We start from the raw sequence: 18,316 nt of genomic DNA, 5'->3' as shown, positions 1-18,316 counted from the left end.
CTGGTCAGGCGTTGCCGCTGTTACCGGACGGTTTGGCGCGATGTTGGCGGACGAGTTCAAGAAACCTCGGCGTCAGGCCAACGTCTTCGTATACCGGGTCACCGAATTCGTCTTCCCTGATCACGGTTGCTCCGGCAACGTACGGCATCGCTGTTTCGGTCTCGTCGAGAGCCGCGGACAGGAGATCGCTGATGAGCTGTTCGGGGCTGTTGCCGGGGAACAGTTCAGCAAGTGCCGCGAGCCGCGCGGCATCGTCCACGTTCAGCTGAATCGAGTATCGCTCTTCAGTGTGTTCCTGAGCGTGTTGCTTGCTCCAGGTTTTCAACAAAGCCTTGAATCGCATCGCCGTCGCTCCTGCAACGTGTAAAGGGCAGCCTACGTGAACCGCGGCGACAATAACAAAAACTGCCCAAGCTGCCCAGTTAGGCAGGAGGTCTGTTGGCATGCCATGGAGCAGCATAGGCAAAGGTCAGGGAAGGACCGTCATGTCTACACAAATCACACGGTTTACAACTTCACGCTTGCCGTACACCCGTCACGCCAGTGATGACAGTGGGAGTATTGTGAATGAGCAGTGGCGAACGTTGCTTGCGCTCGGATTTCAGCCGGCGATTCAGCGTGCCGGTCAGCGAATCTCGGCAACCGGCGCGGGCTTCTCCTGGCCAGTCAGAACGTTCACTGCAGCACCCGAGCAACTTGCACCCCAGCTGGAACGGGTCCGTTCACTACTATTAAGTGGCGTAGCGGTGACCCTGACGTTGAATGACGCGGGTGCCGGCAGTTCGCGGCGCATAGAACGCCTGCTCAGAAAGTTGCGGCGTGCAGTGGTCGCGCCGTGCATCGACAGTCGTTTGCTGGGGCTGGCCGTTGCGGCCGAAGAAATGCCACTGCCAGCGTTTCTGCTCATGAGCAAGATCCTGCTCGGACAGGGGCCCCGCTACGTCGTTCTCGAAGCCGCGCACCTTGATCGTGGCGGGCTGGCCGACGCATCACCAGCATGGACCGCGCTTTATCAGCAACGCACCTGGCGGTGGGGTTTGCGGCCGGTCTATGGCGGTGACTCGCGAACGCGCTGTCCCTTGTTGTCGGACGAGCAAACCCCGGCTTTGTCATCAGCGAATGCAATCCGGGTACCGGCCGACAGTGCCTGGCTGTGTCTTGAGCTGTTTGTTTGCCGGTTTGCCAACCGGCACGGCCAGGTGGACAACGGCAAATTGCAGGCTGCGCTGCAGCAGGCGCTGGACACGGCCGATCAGCTGTTCGACCACTTGCACTGGTGTGATCGTGAACAACGCAGGGATGCCGCAAGCAACCGGCGTATCGGCTTTGTACTGCAGGGCATCGGCGACCTCGTCCTGTTGCGCGGTGCCGATCCGGCTGATATTGAATGCCTGCGTTATCTGGATCGCTTGATTGCCGGCATCCATGAATGCCTGTGGGACCGGTCACGTTGTCTCGCCAGTAGCCGCGGGTTACTGCCGGCGCTGGCAGCGCGGGATCCCAGTCGCGGCGTGGCAGCGGCTGAACAGCGCCGCAACTGGCAGAGCCGTTGGCATGCCGCGTTGGCTTCCGTGGCCGTGCGGCATCGCAATCTGCTGGTCATGTCGCCTTATTCGGTCATGCCCCAAAGTGGTGCAGGCGACCGCCGCGACTTCGCGGACCTGTTGCCTTTGCTGGCTCACGCTGACGCCTGCAGCTTTGCCCCGGCAATGGATTTTTCCGGCTGGAGTATCAGCGAATTCAAGAATTTCCACTGCCGCGCCCATGCGATTCTGCAGCGTCGCAACGCGGCGACATTCGTTGCGGCAGGGGCATGAACTGATATACGGTTCATCCCCGGCTGCGATGATGGGTGGCAATACCGCATCAGCAGATCAACGAACACGGATGCGAGATTTATTTGCAAGCAATAACACCGGATGCGCATGGCGTTGCTGTACTGCTGCTCACCGCAGCAGCGCTGGTCTTGTTTACCCGCGATCAGATTCCACTGGAAACATCGAGCCTGATCGTACTGATTCTGCTGATAACGGGCTTCCAGCTTTTTCCTTACCAGCACGGTGATGCATCACTCGGCGCCGCGGATTTTTTCGCCGGCTTTGGCAATGAAGCCCTGATAACAATTTGTGCCTTGATGATCGTCGGCAAGGCACTTGAAACCACCGGTGCATTGCAACCTCTGGCGGCCATTGTTGGACGCGCCTGGTCAGCCCGGCCGCTGCTGGCATTGCTCATCACGCTGATTGCCGGCGCTGTCCTCAGTGCCTTCATGAACAACACACCCATCGTCGTCTTGTTGATGCCGATACTGGTGGGTGTTTCCTTGCGGGTGAAATTCCCGGTGTCCGGTGTCATGTTGCCGATGGGATTGGCAACGATCATTGGCGGCATGTCGACAACGATCGGCACGTCCACCAACCTGCTCGTGGTCGGTATTGCCCAGGACATGGGCCTCAAGAGTTTCGGCATGTTCGACTTCATGCTGCCGGTTGCGATCGTCGGTGGCGTGGGCATAATTTTTCTCTGGCTCATCGCGCCGCGCCTGTTGCCCGACCGAATACCGCCGATGGCGGATACGTCACCGCGGGTATTCAGTGCGCAGTTACACATCAAAGAGGGCGGTTTCGCTGATGGCAAGACATTGTCGGAGATTCTGGCCAAGACCAACGGCGACATGCGCGTGGACAAGATTCAACGTACGGAGTCCCTGTTTCTTGCCAAGTTGCCGTCGGTCATTCTGCAGCCCGGTGACCGATTATTCGTCAAGGATTCTCCGGAAAACCTGAAGCATTACGAAACCGAACTTGGCGCGACCCTGTTCAACGTCTCGGACAACGAACACCCGATTGATGACGAGACGCCATTGAAAGCCGAAGGTCAGCAACTCGCTGAAGTTGTGGTTACCCGTGGATCCCCGTTGCATTTGCGCAGTCTTGCCGCGGCCGAGTTCAGCAGCAGCTACGGCTTGTTGCCATTGGCGATCCATCGGGCACGCGCGCCCAGTTCCCAGGTCACCGGTGATCTGAACGCGATTCGGTTGCGCGCTGGTGATGTGCTGCTGGTGCAAGGCACCAGCGATGCGATCAAAAGCCTCAAGGAAGGCGGCAGCATGCTGGTCCTCGACGGCACGATGGATCTGCCGCACACGCACCTCGCGAACCGTGCTCTGGGCATCATGGCGCTGGTCGTGCTGGTGGCAGCACTCGGGATCATGCCGATTTCCGTTGCCGCCATAGTCGGTGTTGGCCTGACTCTCGCCTTCGGCTGCCTGAACTGGCGCGATGCGGCGAGTGCATTGTCGACCCCGGTGATTATGATCATCGTGGCCAGTCTCGCGCTCGGCAAGGCCTTGATGGGTACCGGTATGGCGGACTTCCTGGCATTCGGCTTTGTCTCCGCAGCAGCCGATATGCCTGTCGAGCTCATACTCAGCCTGTTCATTCTGATCATGACGGTCCTGACCAACGTCGTTTCGAACAATGCAGCGGCCGTTATAGGAACGCCGATTGCCGTCGCCGTCGCGCAGCGACTCGGGGTCACGCCGGAACCGTTCATTCTCGCGGTCCTGTTCGGCGCCAACATGAGTTATGCAACCCCGTTTGGTTACCAGACAAACTTGTTGATCCTTAGCGCGGGCGGCTACAAGTTTTCCGATTTCATGCGGGTTGGTATCCCACTGACCATCGTCATGTGGATCGGTTTCTCGTTAGTGTTGCCAATGCTTTACGATTTTTGAGGCATTAGTACGGCATCTGACTTGACGCGAGCGGAGGCCGCCGGTAATACTCGCCCCATGATCACGCGGATACTGACAAGCTGGCTGTGGCGACCCGATTTGGAGTGGGTGGCCGGCTGATTTCTGCCTGAGAGTAAAGAATCCGACAAACCCATCTCCGCCGTACGTGGGGGTGGGTTTTTTTTTGTTCCTGGTGCGGCGGTTACTGAATAAACAAGAAGAGACCCGATGCAACCACCATTTGATATAGCGGCCGATCTGGACACACCGGTTTCCGCTTACCTGAAACTGAAAGACCTCAAGCCGCGATTCTTGCTGGAGAGCGTTGAAGGCGGCGAGCGTCTCGCCCGGTATTCCTTCCTCGGCTTTGGCGATGCGCTCGAACTGCGCTATGACGACGATGGCCTCGTCATCGGCGGCGAACAGCAGCCCAATCCCGGCTGCCAGAAAGACTGGCTCGATGCGTTACGGCATGCACAGTCGCTGGCGCCGGAGTTATTGCCGCATATTCCCGAACTGCCGTTTCACGGCGGGCTGGTCGGCGTTTCAGGCTATGACATTGTGCGCCTGTTCGAGCGTTTGCCGCAGCAGTCAACGCCGCAGGCCGGTATCCCCAAAGCCGCGTTTTGTGCGCCGTCGTCAATGCTGGTGTTCGACCATCTCACTCGCCGTGTCGCCTTGTTGCATGCCGGTAATGAGCAGGAACGCAGTCGTCTGCGTCGTGACGTGATCAAGCGTTTGTACGGACCATTGCCCGAGCGCAATGAGGAGCTGCAACTCAGTGCACCCGAGGCGGGCATGAGCGAAGCGGAATATTGCGAGCGGGTTGCGGCCTGCAAGGAATACATCGCAGCAGGTGACATTTACCAGATCGTGATCTCGGTGTTGTTCAAAGGCCGTAGCAACATTCCCGCGTTTGAGGTTTACCGTGCTCTACGTCTGCTGAACCCGTCGCCGTACATGTTCTTTTTCGAGTTTGGTGATCTGAAAGTGGTGGGCTCGTCACCGGAAGCGCTGGTCAAACTGAAAGGCCGTACGGCATCGTTGCGGCCGATTGCCGGGACTCTGCCGCGCGGTGCAAACCGCGCTGAAGACGAAGAGAATGAACGCCGCCTGCTGGCAGACCCCAAAGAATCGGCTGAGCACGTCATGCTGGTTGATCTCGCGCGCAATGATCTCGGCCGGGTCGCCTCGGCTGGCAGTGTGCATGTTGAACCCTACCGCTCCATCGAGCGCTATTCGCATGTCATGCACATCGTCAGCGGCGTCAAGGGCGAACTCGCCGCTGGTTACGACGCTTTTGACCTTTTCGCAGCCAGCTTTCCGGCTGGCACGCTGGTTGGGGCACCGAAAGTTCGCGCGATGGAAATTATCGAGGAGCTGGAGTCCAGCGGCCGCGGCTTGTACGCCGGTACGGCAGGTTATTTCGACGTAGGCGGCAACATGGATCAGGCCATTACCATTCGTACGCTGGTGTTCAACGGCGACGAGTACAGTTTTCAGGCAGGTGCCGGCATCGTCGCCGACAGCGTGCCGCAAAACGAGTACCGCGAAGTACTCGCGAAGAGCGCCATCTTGCGCAATGCGTTAAGGATGGCGGGAGAAGGCCTGTGAAAAAGGCGCGCATACTGCTGATCGACAATTTCGATTCCTTTACTTACAACATCGTGCAGGCGTTCCTGGCGTTGGGCGCCAATGTCATCACTTATCGCAACGACGCGATCACGGTTAACGATGCCTACGACCTTGAGCCGAGCCACCTGCTTATATCGCCAGGACCCGGACGACCGGAAAATGCTGGCGTGTCCCTGGAGATGATCGCGGCATTCGCCGGCAGTCTGCCGATCTTTGGCGTCTGCCTTGGCCATCAATGCATCGTCAGTCACTTCGGTGGTGAGATTGTGCGCGCTGATCGATTGATGCATGGCAAGACATCGCCGATTTCGCACGACGGGCTTGGCATCTTCGATGGACTTACACAGCAATTCGAAGCCGGCCGTTATCATTCGCTCGGCGCGCAGCGGGAAACCATGCCCGACGAATTGACGATCACCGCGCAAACTGACAAAGGGGAAATCATGGGCGTGCGGCACCGGGAATGGCAGATTGAGGGTGTCCAGTTTCACCCGGAAAGTGTCCTTACACCTGAGGGCGATCGGCTGATGGCAAACTTCCTGCGGTACGGCCAATGAGCGGGCCGCACTCAGCGCTGCTCGATCGCTTGCTGTCTGGCACGGCGCTGACAGAGCAGGAAGCGCACGGCTTGATGCACGCAATGGCCGGCGGTGAAATGGATCCCGCCTTGGCCGGTGCGTTTCTGGCCGGACTCCGCGCCAAGGGCGAAACGGCAGCTGAGATTCGCGGCTTTGCTACCGCGATGCGCGAACTCGCGCTGGCGCCGACCGTTCCGGCTGGCACACCGACGGTCGATACCGTCGGCACGGGCGGGGATGGTTCGGGCAGCCTGAACCTGTCAACCGGTACCGGACTGCTGGCGGCCGCCTGCGGTGCCCGCGTCGTTAAACACGGCAACCGGTCTATCTCGAGTCGCTCGGGCAGTGCTGACATGCTTGAGTGTCTGGGCATGCCATTGCCGCTGGCCGCCGATGCCGCGATGGCCGCACTCGACGCAACCAGCTTCACTTTTCTGTTCGCTCCGGCCTATCACCCGGCGATGAAAGCCATCATGCCGGTGCGCGGCGCGCTGGGCGTGCGTACGGTATTCAATTTGCTGGGGCCGCTGACCAACCCGGCCGCTCCACCGTACCAGCTGATCGGTGCATTCAGCGCTGATGCGGCTCAGCTAATGGCGGATACTTTATCCGGGATGCCTATCGAGCGCGCATTTGTAGTGCACGGTGAGCCCGGTTGGGACGAAGCGACACCGGCAGGAGATTTCATACTCTTCGATGTGCGGCCTGGCTCTGTAAGTCGTTCCGAACGCAGCCCGGAAGACTATGGAGTGACGCGTTGCGCGCCGGCGGACCTTGCCGGCGGCGATGCGGCACACAATGCGGCCGAGTTGCAGCGGGTGTTCAGCGGTGACGACATGGGCGCGCATCGTGATGCCTTGCTGATGGGTACGTCGCTGGTTCTCGAAGTCATGGGGCGTGTGAACGAACCGCGAGAGGGCGTTGCGCTGGCCGCCGCCGCGATTGACGATGGGCGCGCTGCCCGTTTCCTTGACCTGATGCGGGCACATTACGCGGAATAGCATGAGCGATTTCTTACAGCAGATGGCGCGATCAAGTGCGGAGCGCGCAAGCGCTGCCAAGCGCAAATACAGTGACGATGAGCTGGATCTCCCGCTACTGCCTTTGCGTTTGTCGAGCTTCGACGTGATCGCAGAGATCAAGGATTACTCGCCGTCCGAAGGGGCGCTGGCAGGGGCGGACAGCGACCGCTTGCAGCAGGCCCGGATGTACGCCGAGGGCGGCGCCGTGGCGGTGTCCGTGTTGACGGAGCCGTCGCGTTTCGCCGGCGATCTCCGGCATTTGCGCGAAGTCGCAGCGCTGCTGGCCGGCGCCGGGATTCCGGCGATGCGCAAGGATTTTCTGGTTGACCCGGTGCAGTTGCTGGAAGCACGCGCCGCGGGTGCCAGTGGTGCCCTGTTAATCACGGCCATGCAGGATGACAACGAACTTGGCAGGATGCTCGATTGTGCATGCGACCTTTCTCTGTTCGTCTTGCTCGAGGCCTTTGATGAAGATGATCTCGAGCGGACCGCGCGCTTGCTTGAGCAACCGCGTTACGCGGACCGGGCCGATGCCGGTCAGTTGCTGGTTGGCGTGAACACACGCAATCTGCGCTCGCTGAACGTTGACCCTGATCGCCTCCGCCTTCTTGGGCCGCTATTGCCCGAGAATGCCGTTTGTGTCGCCGAAAGCGGCCTGCACACCGGCGATGATGCCGCCGCCGCTGCGGGCTGGGGCTATCGTATGGCGCTGGTCGGTACCGCCTTGATGCGCAGCGCTGACCCCGCCGGATTGATACGCGAGATGCGGCGCGCGGGCAGTGCCGCCCGGTCGGCATGACAACGATGATCAAAATTTGCGGTCTGACGGACAAGGCGGCTGTAACTGCCGCCATCGATGCCGGCGCAGATGCCGTAGGCTTCGTGTTCGCCAAATCGCCGCGACAGGTAACCGCCGCCGTTGCCGCGACGCTTGCCAGCGATGTACCGGCGCATGTGCAGCGAGTTGCCGTTATGCGTCACCCGAGTAACGCCGAGTGGCAGGAAGTGCTGGCAAGGTTTGCGCCGGATGTGCTGCAAACTGACGCGGACGACTTTTTGCAGCTCGATGTCCCGGCAAAGGTTGAGCGCTGGCCTGTCTACCGCGAGGGTGCGGTGACCGCGGACACGGCATTGCCAGCCACCTTTCTCTACGAAGGTAGCAACAGCGGTACAGGTGAACGGGTGGACTGGGGTCTCGCCGCAACATACGCTCGCCGGGGTCGGATGATTTTGGCGGGTGGTTTGAGCGCTGCCAACGTCACAGCGGCAATCGAGAGCGTCGCCCCCTGGGGCGTGGACGTATCCAGCGCCGTTGAATCCGCGCCGGGGATGAAAGACCCCGCAAAGATTGCCGCATTTGTCATCGCAGCAAAATCAGCAAAGCTAAACTGAAGAACCGAGGTTGAAAACCATGAAGTCTTTACTGGAGTCAGGTGACGCAGAGAAGCTGCTCGCTGCCTCAATCAATGGCGAGCTACCGGATGAACGTGGCCGCTTCGGTCCCTTCGGCGGGCGCTACATTCCCGAAACGCTGGTGCCCGCGTTCGAGCGGCTTGAGCAAGGCGTGCGCAAGTTTCTGCATGACGATGATTTCCAAAAGGAGTTTCGCGCCGAACTGCACAACTGGGTTGGCCGACCAACAGCGCTGACGCCCGCGCCGACATTGAGCGCACGCTGGGGCTGTGACGTATGGCTGAAACGCGAAGACCTTGCGCATACCGGTGCGCACAAGATCAACAATGCTATTGGCCAGGCCTTGTTGGCGAAACGGCTCGGTGCAAAGCGCGTCATCGCTGAAACGGGTGCTGGTCAGCACGGCGTTGCCTCGGCTGCCGCCTGTGCCAGAGTGGGATTGCCCTGCACGGTTTACATGGGCGCGCTCGACATGCAACGGCAGGCGCCGAACGTAGACCGCATGCACCGCCTCGGTGCGGAAGTCGTGGCGGTCGAGAGTGGCGATGCGACCCTGCGCGCCGCTATCGACGAAGCGATGCGCTGCTGGGTATCGGATCCGGATGGCATTTACTATCTGCTGGGTTCGGCGGTTGGGCCGCATCCGTATCCGTGGCTGGTGCGGGAATTGCAGAACGTGATTGGCGAAGAGGCGCGCGAGCAGATGTTGCGGCTGGCGGGCGGACTACCGGACGCCGCGTTCGCCTGCGTCGGCGGTGGCTCCAATGCAATCGGCCTGTTCTATCCGCTGCTGGCGGACACGCAAACCGAACTGTTCGGGGTTGAACCTGGCGGCCGCGGTCCGGGTCTCGGCGACAATGCGGCGACCCTTGCGACGGGTCGGCCCGGAGTTCTGCAGGGCAGTTACACCATGATTCTGCAGGACGATGATGGCCAGGTGCAGGAAACGCATTCGATTTCTGCCGGGCTCGACTATTCGGGCGTTGGTCCCGAGCATGCACTGCTGCAGGCCATCGGTCGTGTGAACTACATCATGGCCAGCGATGAGGAAGCCCTCGATGCGCTGGGCGAATTGTGCGAGGCCGAAGGGATACTGACGGCGCTGGAAACCGCACATGCTTACGCGGCCGCAAAAAAGTGGGCGGCCAACAATCCGGGCAAACGAATTCTGATCGGCAACTCCGGTCGTGGTGACAAAGACATGCCGACCCTGATCCAGTACCCCGTGAGTGCCCGCAAATGAGTGCACACGAATCCGTCAGCAGTGCACTGCGTGCCGCGAACGATGCCGGGCGACCGGCGCTGATACCGTTCATCACGGCGGGCTATCCGAAGCTTGAAGATTTCATGGACGTCCTGGCGGCCGTCAGCGATGTCGGCGACGTTGTGGAGATTGGTGTGCCCTTCTCCGACCCGATGGCCGATGGCATGACGATCCAGCGATCCAGCCATGAGGCCATCAAGAACGGAGTGTCGTTGCGCTGGATCCTTGAGCAACTGAGCGCCAACCGCGACCGGATCAAGGCGCCCGTTGTGCTCATGTCTTACATGAATCCCTTGCTGGCTATCGGCTACGACGAACTGGCGAAGCGCGCGCTGGCGGCCGGTGTTTGTGGCTTCATCGTTCCGGATCTGCCGTTTGAAGAAAGTCATGACCTGCGTGCCGCGCTGGAATCGCAGGGGCTGGGTGTTGTGCAACTGGTTACGCCGGCCACGCCCGCGGAACGGCTGCAATTACTGGCAGACGCGTCGCGTGGTTTTCTGTATGCCGTAACGATCACCGGCATCACGGGTGGCGACGGTGGTCTGCCCGACGACCTCGCCGCCTATCTTGATCGGGTCAGCAAGGTATCGCCGCTGCCGGTCTGTGCCGGTTTCGGCATCCGTGCGGCTGGTGATGTTGCCAACGTGGGTCAGCATGCCGCTGGTGCTATCGTGGGTTCGGCGCTGGTTGAAGTGCTGGAACGTGGTGAAGATCCGGCGGCCTTCCTGCGTAGCCTGCGAGACTGAGTGAGCAAGAGACGGTCATGCGAAAACTAACGACTGCGCCGTCGATCATTACGATCAACCACTACCGCAACCTGTTGCGGAGCGAAGGTATCGACGCGTTTCTGCGCAACGAGCATCTGGGGTCGATAGTGGGTGAAATGCCGTTTCAGGAAGTCTGGCCGGAACTGTGGATCAACAATGATCTGGATTACGACCGGGCATTGCAGCTGATCGACGCCGAGACGCTGCTGCAGGAAAGCCCGGGAGAAATCTGGCGCTGCGGCAATTGCGGTGAAGACAATGAAGGGCAGTTTGCGGCTTGCTGGAGTTGCGGCCTGGAAAACTGAATCAGGCGGCGTTGATGTGCAACAAGCGGGCGCCTGCGATTTCGTTGCGCAGAATGCTCGATACTTTTTCTGCCTGCATCGGCTTGCTGATCAGAAAGCCTTGTGCGAGATCGCAATCGCAGCTCTTCAGAAACTCCAGTTGCGTAATGGTTTCAACGCCCTCTGCCGCTACTTCTATATTCAGTCCGCGCGCCATCGCGATTGCAGCGCGCACGATACGCTGATGGCTGTGATTGATTTCGACATCCTGAATCAGACTGGGGTCGAGCACGAAGCTGTCTATCACACCGGTATCGAGTGAGGTAAAGGAGATATCGCGCGTGCCGAAGTTGTCGAGTGACAGCCGTACACCCAGTCGGCGCAGTGCTTCCAGCAACTCTCGTTCAGTTGGCCGTCGACCGACGATATCGCCATCGGATAACTCGAATTCTATGCAGCCGGGGTCCAGGGCCGTATTCGCAAGTGCACGTTCAACGGCGTCGACCAGCCGGCCGTGAGTCAGCTGCTGGGACGAGAGATTGATGGCCACCGACAAGTCCGGAAGGTCGAACTGTCGTTGCCATGCAGCGAGCTGCCGGCACGCCGTGTCGATAATCCACTCGCCCGCCGAATGTATGAGTCCGCTGCTTTCGAGAATGCTCAAAAAGCGTGCTGGCGGTAACAGGCCGTAGCGCGGGTGCTGCCACCGAAGCAGCGCTTCGAGGCCAATGAGGCGCCCGGACAAGACGTCGATGCGCGGCTGGTAATGGAGGATGAATTCGTTGCGCACGAGCGCGTGGCGCAGGCCGATCTCCAGTTCGTCACTTTGTTCAAGCTTGGCGTTAAGCGCTGCGGAATAGTACTGAAACCGGCCGCCCCCACGCTTTTTCGCCTGGTACATGGCCACATCAGCGGCTTTAACCAGCCGGTCCGTGCTCATGCCGGACTCAGGGTATAAGGCAATACCGATGCTGGGCGTTGCGTAAACTTCGCTCTCGTTGATGCTGTACTTTTCCGACAGCACCAGTAGCAACTTCTGTGCAACAGCGGCAGCATCGTCAGCGTCACCAAATTCTTCCAGGCAGGCGACAAACTCGTCACCGCCCCAGCGCCCGCAAAAATCACCAACCCGGAGGTTGCTCTGAATTCGCTTGGCAACCTGCCGGAGCAATTCGTCGCCGCAGTCATGGCCGAGCGTGTCGTTGATGGATTTAAAGCGATCGAGGTCGATGAACAGCACGCCGAGCGGGCGCTTGCTGCGCTGCGCGCGGCCCATGGCTTTTTGCAGCTGGCGCGAAAACAGCCGCCGGTTTGGCAGCATGGTCAGGTCGTCGTATTCAGCCCGCTTCTCAAGTTCGAGTGTCTTGTACATGACTTCGGTGACATCACGGAACGTAATGACGCCGCCGACCAGCGACTGGCTTGAGTTGTAAAGGCCCTGGCCGTTGATACTGAGCAGCGTATCGGCTTGTTGCTCGGCCCGGTGCAATGCAATCTGGTTGCTGAATTTTTCGCCGCGACGGGCACGAAACAGTGGCCGCAGGCTTTGCCCGGTTTGAGTTACGCCGTCCGCTTCCAGACTGCAAAAGGTCGCGACCCATTCCGGACCCGGCGTGCCACGCCGCGGCAGCCCGAGTATTGAGCGAGCGGCGGGATTGATGTCAAGTACGTGGCCGTCGCTGTCCACAACGATCACACCGTCGTTAATGCTCTTTAGTATCGAGAGCACGGTGTCGTCGGCTTCTGAAAGGCTCTCGAGCAGTCGGTGTCGCTGCATGGCATGGTGTAATACGCCGAGTTGCCGTTCCAGCCTGCTGTCATCCATGCACAGATAACCCTGTGCGCCGACCCGTACTGCCGCGACGCCGCGATGCTCGTGATCGCGGTCGGTCAGGGCAACCAGCGGATAACCGGCGAAGGAACGAACGAGGTTTTTCAGGATTTCACCGGAGCGGCCCAGGCCAGGTCCGGTCTCAAACAGCACGATATCGACCCGGCTGTCTTTGGCCAGCGTAATGGCAGAGGCCGGGTTATCGCAGTCGATCAATCGCCCGCAGCAATCTTGTTGCTCGAGTTGTTGCAGGAAGTCTTCGGCAAACTCACGATGGCCGAGGTACAGAATGGTATAACTCGCCATCAGCTACATGTTGCCGGCATTGGTTTCGATCCCTTTAGACTGTGCCTGCATTGTGATTTTCTGGTCGCTACTGTCCATGCGCCATTTCTTTATTTCTTTTCGATTTCAGTCTGGCGTTGTGCGGTAGATTTTCCCCTGCCGCATAATACCAGAATCGTGCCCGCGCACAGGTTTCAGTTGCGGGAAATGCTGGTCGTGGGTCTTGCGGCCGGGAAAGCCCGACGTGACTCCCGACTACCGGCAGCGAACATGGCCGGTGGCGACACGGGCCCGACAGAAAAAGTGTCTGTCGCCTGTTTTGTCGGTTTCTGGGGCACAATTCACGCTTCTTCTGCGGCCATTGCTTAAACCAAACCGGGACGACGGACGTCCAAACAGCAAAGAACGGGAGATTTCGGCTTTGGGAGCGTCTGTGGCCGCCAATCGCGAGGAAGATGAGCCAGTGGCGGTAAGCAATCAGGGTGCGGGCGACGAGCAAACCCTCATCGCCCTTGCACAGAAAGGCAGTTCGACGGCGTTCGAGGCGCTTTATCGCCTGCACGTTGGCAAAGTGTACGGCCTGTGTCTGCGCATGACCGGCAATGCGAGCGAGGCTGAAGATTGCGCGCAGGAAGCCTTCATTCAGGCATGGACCAGGCTTGAGCTGTTCCGGGGCGATAGCGCATTTGCAACCTGGCTGCACAGAATCGCCGTCAATGCCGTGCTTGGGCGTATGCGCAAGTCGCGCCGGGAGCATGATCGGCTGCAGGTGGTGCGAGACATAGCGCCACCCACGGCAACTGTCGGTGACAGTGGCGGTTTGCAGGATCTGGAGCAGGCGCTTGACGAATTACCGGCGGGTGCCCGCCATGTTTTCGTCTTGAATGCCGTATACGGTTACAGCCACGATGAAACTGGCGAAATGTTGGGCATAGCCAGCGGCACCAGCAAAGCACAACTACACCGCGCGCGCCGCTTGCTGGCGCAGCAACTGGAAGGTGCAGAGACATGAATAACGACGACATGACAGACAGGGAACGTGAAGTAGTGAATCGGGCGCGAGGAATCGCGACCGAGGTTCAGCCCGCACGTGATTTGTGGCCAGGTATTGCGGCAGCTATCGACGTCAGTGAGCGGCCGGTCGCACAGGCAGAACGTCGCTGGCCGAGTATGTTCGCACAGGCGGCCGCAGTGCTGCTGCTGGTTGGCGCGTCGTCGACGCTGACCTGGATAACCATGAACAACACAGACGTTACGGTTCCGCCCGTGGCCAGTTCCGGCGAGTTGACCTTCGAGCCTGTCTCCGGCTCGTTTGGCAGCAAGTACAGCCTGGGCCCGGATTTTCAGGACGCACGTGACAGCCTGGTTGTGAAACTTGATCAGCAGCTGGAGCGCTTGCCGACCGCAACACGCGAGGAAGTTGAGAGGAATATCAACGTGATTCGAGCGGCGATCGCGGAAATCAACAAGGCTCTGGCGCAAGAACCGGACAATGTACTGTTGCAGGAATTGCTGCTCAGTACTTACAGCGAAGAACTGGCAATCATGCAAAAAGTTGATGGTATCAGTCATGCGGTTATGCGCCGCACGGATATCTAGGGATAGGCAACCGAGGTTCGTAGGGGTGCGGCGGAAACGCGCACGAACCCGACAAACGAGACATTGAAATGAGCAGGACTATGAAAGGATTTGTCGCGATTGCGTTGTACCTTGCAGGTACGGCATTGGTGGCGGCTGAAGAAATTCGGCAGATCATCGACGCCAGCGAAGATGGGCTCGTGTCGATCTCCAACCCGGCTGGCTCGATCGAAGTGAAAGGCTGGTCGCGCAATCAGGTCGAGGTCAACAGCGATCTGGGTCGTGGTGTTGAAGAGCTGATCTTCGAGCGCGACGGCAATGAAGTGAAAATCCTTGTCAGAGTCCCGCGTAACAATGCGCGCGGTACATCAAGCGATCTGGAGATTCGTGTTCCACAAAACAGCTCAGTCAAGATTGCCGGTGTAAGCGCAGATATCGTGACCAATGACGTTCACGGTTCGCAGCGTCTGCAAACCGTCAGTGGTGACATCGATACTTACGTGTTCGAGTCAGACATCGATATCGATACCGTTAGTGGTGACATTACCGTGCGCGGTGACGACAAAGAGTTGCACGCAACAATTGGCTCGGTCAGCGGTGATATCGACGTCGTTGGTTTGTCCGGTGAAATCGAGACCGGTTCGGTTAGCGGAGACGTAACGGTGGCCGATGGTCGTTTCACGCGAGTCAGCATGAACACTACCAGCGGCGACATTGTGTTTCGCGCGCAGTTGCTGAACAAAGGCAGACTGGACGTGGAAACAATCAACGGCGACGTCGACATAGACTTTACAGGCGCGATTTCCGCGCGCTTTGACGTGGAAACCTTCAACGGCGATATCCGCAACTGCTTCGGCCCGGAATCGAGGCGGACCAGCAAATACGCGCCAGGCAGGGAACTGGTCTTTACTGAGGGCGGTGGCAGTGGCCGGGTCACCATCCGCACACTGAACGGTGATCTGCAAATGTGTCGCGATTAAGCGACGCCGACAGCGAATAAGGCCCGGAATTCGCCGCAATTCACAAAAAAGCGGAACGGCCTCACACGCAGGCGGTCATTGATATTTGATATCCTTTGCCGTTCGATGCAAACCCCCGGAGCCGTATGAACCGCTTATTCAAAGTCCTGACGCTGGCAATTGCCGGCATCGTTCTGCTGGTCGTGTTGAGCGCAGCCGCAATACTGCTGTTTGTAGACCCCAACAACTACCGGGATGAAATAGCCGCGAAAGTCGAAGCGGCCACGGGTCGCAGCCTGACGATCGAAGGCGACCTGTCGGTCAGCCTGTTTCCCTGGCTTGCCGTGGAGATGGGTGAAACCCGTCTGGGTAACGCTGACGGCTTCGACGACGAAGCTTTTGCGAGTTTCGATTCGGCCCGTCTCAGCGTACGGCTGCTGCCGTTGCTGCTCCGCCGCGAAATTGCGGTTGGCACCGCCTCGCTCGAATCATTGCGCCTCAATCTTGAAGTCAGCAGCGCTGGCAGCAACAACTGGGAGGACCTCGCGTCCGGTGACGATTCCGCGGCAGCAACAACAGCGAACGACGCCGCGGGTTCCGGGTTGGCGGGACTCGATATTGCCAGCGTCGAAATCAGTGATGCCGAGATTCGCTATCGCGACCGGCAAAGTGGCGCTGAATACACGCTGGACGACGTTGATCTCCGTACCGGGCGCATTGCGCTGGGTGAAGCCTTCGATGTGCGCGGCGAGTTTGACTTCGATGCCAAGCCGGATGACATCAGCGGCAAACTGAGCATTTCGGGTGTGGCCACTGTTGCCAGCGACTTCGCCCGCATCGTACTTGACGAGCTGGTCGTTGATGGTGAAGTCAGCGGTCTTGCCAAAGACAGCACCGACATCGGCCTGGCTGCAGCGAGTCTGCAGGTCGACCTCGAGAACAGCCGGCTTGCACCCACGAGCCTGGTGCTGACGGCGCTGGGGCTGACCGTCGACGCCGAAGTGCGTGCACTGTCCTGGGCCAGCGACCTTACTGCCGACGCGGGTATCAAGGTGGCACAGTTTTCACTGCCCGAGCTGCTTGATCTGCTGGACATCGAAGCGCCGGAAACGGCTGACCCGAACGCATTGCAGAGGCTTTCGTTCAGCTCGGATGCAGTGCTGGACGCCAGCGCTCTGACCCTGAGCAAGATGAATATGCAGCTCGATGACACCACGGTGACCGGTGAGCTCGCGCTGCCGATGGGCAATGACGCGCCCATTCGCTTCGACCTGAACGCAGATCGCATGGACGTTGACCGCTACATGGCGCCGGCCAGCGAAGAGGATGCCGATGCCGCGTCAGCCACAGCCGACGATTTCGAAATTCCCGTCGAAATGATCCGGAGCCTCAATGCCCGCGGCAACCTGCGGCTGGCTGAAGCCACGCTGTCCGGCATGCGCTTTACCAACATGCAGCTTGGCCTGAACGTCAGCGGCGGCAAGTTGCAGCTCAACCCGCTCTCCGCTGAGCTTTTTGATGGCACTTACTCGGGCGACGTTCGTATCGACGCTTCCGGCGAGACGCCCTTGTTGTCGTTGAACGAACAGCTCACCGGCGTCAGCCTGACACCGCTGGCGCAGGCAATGTTCGAGCGCGACAACATCACAGGCAGCATCGACGGCCGCTTCGCGCTGACCGCACGTGGCAAGACGCTGTCTGCCATGCGCCAGAATCTGAATGGCAGCATGTCCTTCGAGCTGGCCGATGGTGCCTGGCAGGGCGTGGATATGTGGCAGCAATTGCGCACGGCGCGCGCCCTGTACAAACGCGAAGAGCCGCCACCGGCAAAAACGCCGGTGCAGACCGAGTTCAGCTCGGTGAAGGCGACAGGCACCGTCACCGACGGCGTATTCAGCAACAACGATTTGCTGGCAGAGATGCCGTTCCTGCAACTGACCGGCAACGGTGTTGTAAATCTTGTGGCCGGTGAGATCGACTACGCATTGCAAGCCCGGGTACTGGAGCGTCCGGAGTTCGTGCGCGGTGCCAGCGATGCCGAATTGTCCGAGTTCACCGAGGCCTTGATACCCGTTCGTGTTCGCGGGCCGTTGACCGACCCCAGCGTACGACCGGATATCGAAGCGATGTTCCGCAAAGAAGTGGAGGACTCGCTCAAGGAAAAAGGCGATGAGCTGCGCCAGAGGTTGCTCGACCGCATCGCACCGCCTGCGGACGCCTCGGCAGGTGAATCGGCCGAGGATACTGAGGCTGAAAGCACTGAGCCCGCGGAAGAAAAGAGCGCAGAGGACCAGCTTAAAGACCGGCTGAAGAAACTGCTTGAGAGATAAGACCGCGCATTACTCTGCCCGTGCCTGCGCCGGCTTGTTGCTGGCGGCATTGGTATTGCTTGCTGTGCAGTCGCCGGTAGCTGGTGCAGACCTGCAGGAAGTCACCGTCGAGTTCAAGAACGATCGTTATCGGCTTGAATCGAGAGCGCGGTTCAATGTCGGGCGGGCCGATCTGTACCGGGTACTGACCAATTACGACCTGTTCGAAAAGTTCACCTCCGCGTTTGTCGAGACCCGCAACCTGGCGCCGGACAGTGCCGGACGACCGCGTTTTTTTACGCGCATGGAAGGCTGCGTATTGCTGTTTTGCAAGTCGATGCAGCGCACCGGTCACCTGATTCTCAACCCACCCTCAGAAATCATCGCGATTGCGCACCGCGACCGCAGTGACTTCAATTTCAGTCGCGAACGCTGGGTGCTGCAGGACGACGGTGACGGCACCGTGATGACCTACTACTTTGAACTGGAACCGGCATTCTGGGTGCCGCCGGTCGTCGGCCCGTTCGTGATCAAACGGGTACTTCGCGCCGGTGGTATCGACGCTGTCGATCGCATCGAGGCCGTCGCACAGGGCAAAGAACCCAAGCCTTAACGGATCAAGGCTCTGCCCGGCTTTCTTTGTCGCGCGGGCGAG

General features: G+C 59.6%; 17 protein-coding genes. 15 read left to right on the top strand and 2 right to left on the bottom strand.

Annotated features, from left to right (window positions below; all coding sequences use genetic code 11):
• Positions 1–4: 4 nt before the first annotated feature.
• Positions 5–343: a type 1 pili tip component gene (locus BA177_RS17800; RefSeq protein ID WP_068618465.1), complete on the bottom strand. Its 339-nt coding sequence runs from the start codon at positions 341–343 to the stop codon at positions 5–7.
• Between the two features lie 142 nt (positions 344–485).
• Between BA177_RS17800 and BA177_RS17795 the strand changes: the two genes are divergently transcribed.
• The 10 genes from BA177_RS17795 (at position 486) to BA177_RS17750 (ending at position 10,720) form a co-directional block, all read left to right on the top strand.
• On the top strand, positions 486–1,817 hold the full coding sequence (locus tag BA177_RS17795; protein ID WP_156762905.1) for a hypothetical protein: 1,332 nt from the start codon (positions 486–488) through the stop codon (positions 1,815–1,817).
• An 83-nt stretch (positions 1,818–1,900) separates the two neighbouring features.
• Positions 1,901–3,736 carry an SLC13 family permease gene (locus BA177_RS17790; RefSeq protein ID WP_068619638.1) on the top strand — a complete coding sequence of 612 codons (1,836 nt, stop codon included), beginning with the start codon at positions 1,901–1,903 and terminating at the stop codon, positions 3,734–3,736.
• Between the two features lie 228 nt (positions 3,737–3,964).
• The gene (locus BA177_RS17785) at positions 3,965–5,350 is read left to right on the top strand and encodes an anthranilate synthase component I family protein (RefSeq protein WP_068618462.1); all 1,386 of its coding nucleotides are present in this window, start codon (positions 3,965–3,967) and stop codon (positions 5,348–5,350) included.
• Positions 5,347–5,928: an anthranilate synthase component II gene (locus BA177_RS17780; RefSeq protein WP_068618460.1), complete on the top strand. Its 582-nt coding sequence runs from the start codon at positions 5,347–5,349 to the stop codon at positions 5,926–5,928. The genes BA177_RS17785 and BA177_RS17780 overlap by 4 nt, the downstream gene beginning before the upstream one ends.
• Entirely contained in the window at positions 5,925–6,950 is a 1,026-nt protein-coding gene (trpD, locus tag BA177_RS17775; protein ID WP_068618457.1) for an anthranilate phosphoribosyltransferase, read from the top strand. Before BA177_RS17780 ends, trpD begins: the two co-directional genes overlap by 4 nt.
• Position 6,951: 1 nt before the next feature.
• Positions 6,952–7,770, top strand: a complete 819-nt coding sequence (locus BA177_RS17770) for an indole-3-glycerol phosphate synthase TrpC (RefSeq protein WP_068618455.1) — start codon at positions 6,952–6,954, stop codon at positions 7,768–7,770.
• Between the two features lie 5 nt (positions 7,771–7,775).
• Positions 7,776–8,363, top strand: a complete 588-nt coding sequence (locus BA177_RS17765) for a phosphoribosylanthranilate isomerase (protein ID WP_197493230.1) — start codon at positions 7,776–7,778, stop codon at positions 8,361–8,363.
• 19 nt (positions 8,364–8,382) lie between these two features.
• A complete protein-coding gene (gene trpB / locus BA177_RS17760; RefSeq protein WP_082990240.1) occupies positions 8,383–9,627 on the top strand; it encodes a tryptophan synthase subunit beta in 1,245 nt (414 codons plus the stop codon).
• Positions 9,624–10,394, top strand: a complete 771-nt coding sequence (gene trpA / locus BA177_RS17755; RefSeq protein ID WP_068618451.1) for a tryptophan synthase subunit alpha — start codon at positions 9,624–9,626, stop codon at positions 10,392–10,394. Before trpB ends, trpA begins: the two co-directional genes overlap by 4 nt.
• A 17-nt stretch (positions 10,395–10,411) precedes the next feature.
• On the top strand, positions 10,412–10,720 hold the full coding sequence (locus tag BA177_RS17750; RefSeq protein WP_068618449.1) for a putative signal transducing protein: 309 nt from the start codon (positions 10,412–10,414) through the stop codon (positions 10,718–10,720).
• A 1-nt stretch (position 10,721) separates the two neighbouring features.
• On the opposite strand, the gene BA177_RS17745 is transcribed toward BA177_RS17750, so the two are convergent.
• On the bottom strand, positions 10,722–12,836 hold the full coding sequence (locus BA177_RS17745) for a putative bifunctional diguanylate cyclase/phosphodiesterase (RefSeq protein WP_068618447.1): 2,115 nt from the start codon (positions 12,834–12,836) through the stop codon (positions 10,722–10,724).
• A 412-nt stretch (positions 12,837–13,248) separates the two neighbouring features.
• On the opposite strand from BA177_RS17745, the gene BA177_RS17740 reads away from it, so the two are divergent.
• From BA177_RS17740 to BA177_RS17720, 5 genes are all read left to right on the top strand, one after another.
• A complete protein-coding gene (locus BA177_RS17740) occupies positions 13,249–13,827 on the top strand; it encodes an RNA polymerase sigma factor (RefSeq protein ID WP_197493229.1) in 579 nt (192 codons plus the stop codon).
• Positions 13,824–14,414 carry a hypothetical protein gene (locus BA177_RS17735; RefSeq protein ID WP_068618445.1) on the top strand — a complete coding sequence of 197 codons (591 nt, stop codon included), beginning with the start codon at positions 13,824–13,826 and terminating at the stop codon, positions 14,412–14,414. The genes BA177_RS17740 and BA177_RS17735 overlap by 4 nt, the downstream gene beginning before the upstream one ends.
• A 68-nt stretch (positions 14,415–14,482) precedes the next feature.
• Positions 14,483–15,373, top strand: a complete 891-nt coding sequence (locus tag BA177_RS17730; protein WP_082990239.1) for a DUF4097 family beta strand repeat-containing protein — start codon at positions 14,483–14,485, stop codon at positions 15,371–15,373.
• Between the two features lie 125 nt (positions 15,374–15,498).
• The gene (locus tag BA177_RS17725; protein WP_068618441.1) at positions 15,499–17,682 is read left to right on the top strand and encodes an AsmA family protein; all 2,184 of its coding nucleotides are present in this window, start codon (positions 15,499–15,501) and stop codon (positions 17,680–17,682) included.
• Positions 17,672–18,274, top strand: a complete 603-nt coding sequence (locus tag BA177_RS17720) for an SRPBCC family protein (protein ID WP_156762904.1) — start codon at positions 17,672–17,674, stop codon at positions 18,272–18,274. Before BA177_RS17725 ends, BA177_RS17720 begins: the two co-directional genes overlap by 11 nt.
• Positions 18,275–18,316 lie beyond the last annotated feature (42 nt).

The organism is Woeseia oceani (assembly GCF_001677435.1).
GTDB lineage: Bacteria > Pseudomonadota > Gammaproteobacteria > Steroidobacterales > Woeseiaceae > Woeseia > Woeseia oceani.
The sequence above is the reverse complement of the archived record's forward strand: the minus strand, read 5'-3'. Positions and strand labels throughout refer to the sequence as shown.